The 5,699-nt window shown below is 65.0% G+C and carries 8 protein-coding genes; 4 read left to right on the forward strand and 4 right to left on the reverse strand.

The window, feature by feature from the left end; translation table 11 throughout:
- Positions 1-151: 151 nt before the first annotated feature.
- On the reverse strand, positions 152-1,216 hold the full coding sequence (mobQ, locus tag AC2SGK_RS17935; RefSeq protein WP_488324759.1) for a MobQ family relaxase: 1,065 nt from the start codon (positions 1,214-1,216) through the stop codon (positions 152-154).
- A gap of 155 nt (positions 1,217-1,371) precedes the next feature.
- Between mobQ and AC2SGK_RS17940 the strand changes: the two genes are divergently transcribed.
- Both AC2SGK_RS17940 and AC2SGK_RS17945 read left to right on the forward strand, forming a co-directional pair.
- Positions 1,372-1,623: a hypothetical protein gene (locus AC2SGK_RS17940; protein WP_095641436.1), complete on the forward strand. Its 252-nt coding sequence runs from the start codon at positions 1,372-1,374 to the stop codon at positions 1,621-1,623.
- Positions 1,620-2,180, forward strand: coding sequence for a hypothetical protein (locus AC2SGK_RS17945; protein ID WP_488324760.1), 561 nt, complete (start codon positions 1,620-1,622; stop codon positions 2,178-2,180). The genes AC2SGK_RS17940 and AC2SGK_RS17945 overlap by 4 nt, the downstream gene beginning before the upstream one ends.
- A gap of 21 nt (positions 2,181-2,201) precedes the next feature.
- Here AC2SGK_RS17945 and AC2SGK_RS17950 read toward each other — a convergent pair whose 3' ends face one another.
- On the reverse strand, positions 2,202-2,480 hold the full coding sequence (locus AC2SGK_RS17950) for a helix-turn-helix domain-containing protein (protein ID WP_488324761.1): 279 nt from the start codon (positions 2,478-2,480) through the stop codon (positions 2,202-2,204).
- Positions 2,477-2,815, reverse strand: coding sequence for a type II toxin-antitoxin system RelE/ParE family toxin (locus AC2SGK_RS17955; RefSeq protein WP_293828788.1), 339 nt, complete (start codon positions 2,813-2,815; stop codon positions 2,477-2,479). Before AC2SGK_RS17955 ends, AC2SGK_RS17950 begins: the two co-directional genes overlap by 4 nt.
- 355 nt (positions 2,816-3,170) lie before the next feature.
- Between AC2SGK_RS17955 and AC2SGK_RS17960 the strand changes: the two genes are divergently transcribed.
- Both AC2SGK_RS17960 and AC2SGK_RS17965 read left to right on the forward strand, forming a co-directional pair.
- Entirely contained in the window at positions 3,171-3,722 is a 552-nt protein-coding gene (locus AC2SGK_RS17960) for a helix-turn-helix domain-containing protein (protein WP_140849345.1), read from the forward strand.
- Positions 3,719-4,219 (forward strand): helix-turn-helix domain-containing protein, encoded by a 501-nt coding sequence (locus AC2SGK_RS17965; protein WP_293828791.1) that lies wholly within the window; start codon positions 3,719-3,721, stop codon positions 4,217-4,219. Before AC2SGK_RS17960 ends, AC2SGK_RS17965 begins: the two co-directional genes overlap by 4 nt.
- Before the next feature lie 174 nt (positions 4,220-4,393).
- On the opposite strand, the gene AC2SGK_RS17970 is transcribed toward AC2SGK_RS17965, so the two are convergent.
- A complete protein-coding gene (locus AC2SGK_RS17970; RefSeq protein WP_488324762.1) occupies positions 4,394-5,545 on the reverse strand; it encodes a Hint domain-containing protein in 1,152 nt (383 codons plus the stop codon).
- Between the last annotated feature and the right edge of the window lie 154 nt (positions 5,546-5,699).

The following is a 5,699-nucleotide window of genomic DNA, read 5'->3' on the forward strand; positions in this document are numbered from 1 at the left end:
GTCGTCTGACGTGTAAATCGCCTGAATCTGCCCGCGAAACAAGAATTTTCGTGCCGACCGGCGTTGCCGGGCGTGCAGACCGCGGATCGGCCCGCAAGGCTGCCCCGGAGACCTCAAGTATCGGAGGGGCGGGCCTGCCCGGCTCCGCAGGCTACAACTCGTGGCCCAGCTCGTCGTCCCGGCGAGCATGGGCCTCGCGCTCCTTCACCACCTCCTGCTGGCGGGTGCGTTCGAGCTGCGCCGCCGCCTGCCGCTCCCGGTCCAGATCGCGGGACAGGTCGTCGCGCAGCCCGCCCTGCGCGGCTTCCGCGAAGAAATCCCCCCAGGCATCGGGCGCCGGCTCCAGCGCCTCCAGCGTGCGCTCGGCCACCCGTCCGAGCCAGTCGCGGGCATGAGTGGCCAGTTCCTGGGCCACCCGCCCGACCTCCAGGGCGCGTTCCTTGACCTCGTGCCAGACCCGCACCGCCGCGACCTCGATCCCGCGCTCCTTGAGCTGCCACGCCCCGAGGGACAGCTGCGGCAACGGCTCCCGGTCCAGCTCCACGGCGCGCACCGTCTGCGCCAGCTCCTCGACCTCGTCGCCGCGCGCACGCGCCTCGGCGGCCAGCTCCAGCGCCTCCGCGCGCTGCGCCTCCAGCGTCCGGTGATCGATCCGCAGCGCATGGCCGGCCCGCTCCAGGGCGGCGTTGGCGTCCTGTGCCCACGCCTCCCGCCAGTCCTCCAGGACCGCCACGGCGTTCCAGTCGCGGTTCTTGGCGGTGAACCCCTCGGCACCGATCTCGCGGGTGGTCAGCAGGATATGGGCGTGGTGGTTGCGCTCGTCGCTGGTCAGCCCCGGCGCGTGGAGCGCGATGTCCGCGACCATGCCGTGGTCCACGAAGGACCGCTGGCAGAAGTCGCGGACCAGCTCCACACGCTGTTCGTGGCTCAGCTCGGCCGGCAGGGCCACCCGGATTTCGCGGGCGAGCTGGCTGTTCTTGCGGGTCTCGGCCGCCTCCACCCCGTTCCACAGCGCGGAGCGGTCGTGGACCCACTCCGGCGCGTGGGCGGGGGCGAGTATTTCGACATGCTCGACGCCGCTGCGGGCGCGGTAGTCGAAGTCCAGCCCCGTGCGCCGGTCGTGGATGCGTTCGCCGGAGCGATAGGCGGCAGCCCCCGTGGCGCTGCGCCCGGACGAGCGGGAAATCATTGTGGCCCGCAGGTGATAGATCGCCATAGGTGCGCCGTGCTCAAGCCAAGGGGTCGAGGGGAAGCGCAGCCTCCCCCGCCCACACAAACGCAAAGCGTTTGTATAAGTGGGCACTTCGTGTCTTGCAGCGTAGCTGCTCTGGGGTCAGTCTGGCAACCATTAGGAGAACAAGGGAGTGCGGAATGGCGCGCACCATTGATCAGCAGATCGCGGAAGCTCAGGCGCGGCTGAACCGCCTCAAGACCCGCGCCAAGGCCACCGAGACCCGCCGCAAGATCATCGTTGGCGCCATCGTCACCACCGAGGCCCTGAAAGACCCCAAGATCGCCCGCTGGATGGCCGCCACCCTGCGCAAGAATGCCACCCGAGAGGTGGACCAGAAGGAACTGACCGGGTTGCTCGCCGACCTCGATGCCAAGGCGGCCGAGGCATGAGCGACACGGCCAAAAGCCCCGCCCAGGTCATCAACGACCTGAGCGACCAGGTCCGGCTCCTGCGCCAGGACGTGGCCGTCCTCACCACTACCGCCATCACCAAGAAGGACGCCGCTGCCCTGCGCGCGTCCGTGCAGGCGTCGGTGAAGGAGGCCCAGGACCAGAGTGCGAAAGTCCTCGATGCGGCCGAGCGGGTCATCGACCGGAGCTACCAGGCCAACCTCCAGGCGGCCCGGGACGGGGCCACCAAGGCGGTGGCCGGGCTCCAGGACGAGGTCAGGGCCGCAGCCAACAGGATGCGCCTGGAGGCTCTGCAAGGCAGCCGACAGGCCCTGTTCTGGTCGGGTGGGGTGTTCGCCGTGGCGGGCGGCCTTGTGGCTCTGGGGGCTCTCCTGGGCGCTCTGGGGCATTTCTGGCTCCAGGGGCGGGCAGACGCCCGCGCTTTCGGGGAGCATCCAAAGATCTTCTGCAAGGGGGCCGGCGGCGAACTCATGACCAGCCCGGCCGGCGACGACGCCTGCGTGATCTGGCTGGAGCCGCCAAAAGCTGGAAAGTGAGTGATCCAGGGGCGGCGCTTGTCAGCCTGCAAGTGCCCGCTGCACCGCGCCAGGCTCTTTCTCGATGACCCGCAGCAGGGCCGCAGCGGGGCCGGAGACGCGCCGTCGGCCCTGTTCCCACTTCCGGTAGCCCGACAGGCTCATGCCCATCAGCGGGGCCATCTGCGCCTGTGTGAGCTTCGCCCGCGTCCTGATCTCGCGCGGATCGACGGGGGCATGAAGGATAGCGGGACCCTTGCCCTCGGCATGGGCCAGGGCTTCGCCCATCGCCTGGATCAGATCTTCGCCAAAGGTGCTCATTTCCTCTCCTTCCATGCGGCTTTCAGCGCGGCAGCGAGGGATGCCACCACGCGCTTTTCCTCGGGGCTCATGTCGTCCTTTGCGTTCTTGGCATAGGCCAGCAGCGCGTAGAGCGGCATGGTGTCGTCCAAGTAGTAGTAGATCACCCGAGCCCCGCCCCGCTTGCCTCGGCCCGAGGCGGCAAACCGGACCTTGCGAACGCCGCCGGTGCCGGGGATTTCGTCGCCGGCCAGCGGGTCCTCGGCAAGGAAGTCGATCAGTTCGCACTTCTCGTCCTCGCTGAACAGCTTCTCCGTCTGCCGGGTGAAGATGGGGGTCTCTGCAACGGCCTGCATGCTTTCATATGACCCGTTGGGTTACTTCGTTCAAGTGTTCAGCCTCATGAAAATGCGTCCTGACGGACAAACCTTCTTGTCGGTTCCGTCCCGGCAACGCCCGCCGTTCGCCTGCGTGACGGGCGCCACTCACGGCGACCGCCGCCGCGCCGGAACCTCCGCCTTAAAAAGAGTGAGAAGGGAAACAGCGGTTCAGCCAAGCTACGCTGATTCACGAGCGAAGAAATTCTGACATCGAGCGAAGAAATTCTGACATTGGGCGAAGGTTTTCATTGATTTTTCTTCGCTAGTCCTTCACTTAGGCTTCGGACAAGCGAAGAAAACACGTCTAAAAGACGGCATTCGAGGACACCCTGTGGATAACCCTATCAACCTTCGAAAGCTGGAATACTCCCCAAACGAGAACCCCTTTGTGGCAGGTTCGGAAATCAGGACCCGGCATAAGACCGTGCGGACGCGCACCAGCCCTCGGGATCTGATGGACCCGGACACTGGCGAGGTCGTCGGGCAGTCGATCATCCATGTCATCGAAGAGAAGGACGAGGAACACTTCGTCAAAGTCTTCGCTGATGGAGTGAGGGCTGCATACGATCTGACGCGGACCGGCGCGCGGGTCTTTCAAGCTGTCCTGGCCGAGTATCAGCGAGCCAAGATGACAGGCGGCTACTCTGACTCAGTCAACTTGATCTGGTTCGATGAAGGGCTGAACGGCCGCGCCTTGGATATGAGTGATCGAACCTTTCACAACGGTCTGAAAGAACTGATCCAGAAAGGTTTCCTCAAGCCAAAGCTACCCAACCAGTTTTGGGTGAACCCTGCGTTGTTCTTTAAAGGCGATCGGGTGGCCTTCCTTCGGGAGTATCGCCTGAAGACGGCTAAGCCACAGATTGAAGGCGCTGGGAAGTGACCCGGACCGGACCGGACCGGACCCTGGGACAGGACCGGTCCGCCCTGTCTCCGCGTGAAGCGGCCCGCATCGCCAATGTTGGAAAATCCACCATCATGCGGGCGATTGAAGCCACTCAGCTTGAGGCTCGGCGGGATAATCGTAATCAGTGGCGCATCGAGCGCAGTGCCCTAGATCGTTGGACCATGGACCGCCCTGGTCCGGACCGGGACAGTCCCACAGATCGGGTCAAAGCGGACCGGGACAGTCCTCTGGGCCGCACCGGGGCAGACTGGTCCACCCTTGTCGATGATATGAATAAGGCTCGCCTGACCATTGCTCAAATGGAAGCCCGGCTTGAGGAACGTGCCGCCTTGGTGCGCGCGGCCGAGGCGGATCGCGACCGCTGGCGCGCCTTGGCCGAGAAACTGGCCGACCGACCAACCGCGCCTTCTGCCGATCCCGCGCCGTCCCTGACCTCTCCCTTCCGCCGTTGGTGGCCCTGGCGCCGGGGCTGAGCGCCCCCCCGCGCTCAACCGGGGGTCGCCGTCCCGCCTGTAACCGGTGTTATGGTAAGTTCCCGGAGATGGCGGGGGCGCAGCCGGAGGTTGTGGGGTGCGGCTACAATAAGGGCCTGCGCCTCCATGCTCAGATGGTCCGATGCCCAGGGCAAGCCATGCCAATATCCCACGTCAGTAATAGACGGGCTTGTGGTTTTGGGCGTGCCGCTCGGCCAGTTTGCGGGCCATGCGGCCGGCGATCACCTCACGCGCGGGGGCGGCGGTAAGGGCCTCGGGGAACAGCGTCTCGATCTCGGCGCGGGCGTCGGGACCGATGGCGCGCAGCGCCTCGGGACCGGTGTAAAGTGATTCGGTCCAGGCGCCTTCCGACTGCACGATCTGATGGCGGTCGAAGAGGAAATGGACATAGGTCACGCTGTCCAGATCGCGGGCAATCTCGACACCGTCCAGCGCCAGAAGCTGTTTCGCGGCCACCAGCACCTCCGAGGCGCCGAACATGCGCCGCGCGATGCCCGAGCGCAGCAGGACGCGGTGCTGCGGCGAGACCACCAGATCGCGCGCCGGAACGCCCGCGCCAAGCGCGCCGGCGCGGATGCGCACGGGGCGCAGATGCGGGTTCGCCGCCAGCGCCGCCGCATCCAGTTCGCGCGCTGCAATCCAGCGGATCGGCTGGGCGCTGGCATCGGCGGTCATCACCAGATCGCCACGCGCCAGCGCCGCCGCCGGCACCTCGCCCTGCGGGGTCAGGATCAGCGTCCCGGCCGCGAAACAGGGCACAATTTCGATATCTAAGATCGACGGATTGAAGCTGATGGTGGAGTCAAGATAAGAGTTTCGCGGGAGCGGGGAAGGATTTGTGATCTGCACAGATCGCAGCGAGTCGATCTCTTCCCACTCGTCCTGAAAACCCGCCCGCGGACGGAAAAAAACATCGCCATTTGTCATTTGCACCACCGTCCCGGGCTGGGTCCGGGTGCCACCCTCTCCGTCCGTGATGACAATAGAGGCGCCAAATGCAGTCTGGATCCCCACATTATTGGCTGTTCCCTGACCGAAGGGGCGCTCATACACAAAGTCGCTCGAATAGGCCACGCCGTTGGAGATATAAGGGTTGAACGGCAGGCGGAAACCTACGCCGCTGTTAGGACTGTTAGAAATCGGCAGCTCCCGGCCGTCAAGCGTAACGGGGGCAATCATACTCGGGCCGGTGGCGGTGTAGTTATTGATCCACGAGTTGTTCAACTCTGTCTGCGTCACATTGGTGGTCGGCGACGGGGCGATCGCGGCCCCGTTTCCGATGTAAAGCCATATAACTTCAGCCATTTTTACTCTTTCTTCGACAAACCAGATTTTTTAGCCACATTCCCCAATGTGGCGTGTCGTCTGACGTGTAAATCGCCTGAATCTGCCCGCGAAACAAGAATTTTCGTGCCGACCGGCGTTGCCGGGCGTGCAGACCGCGGATCGGCCCGCAAGG

It is taken from the genome of Paracoccus sp. NIOT.M2S5SZ12 (genome assembly GCF_057748165.1).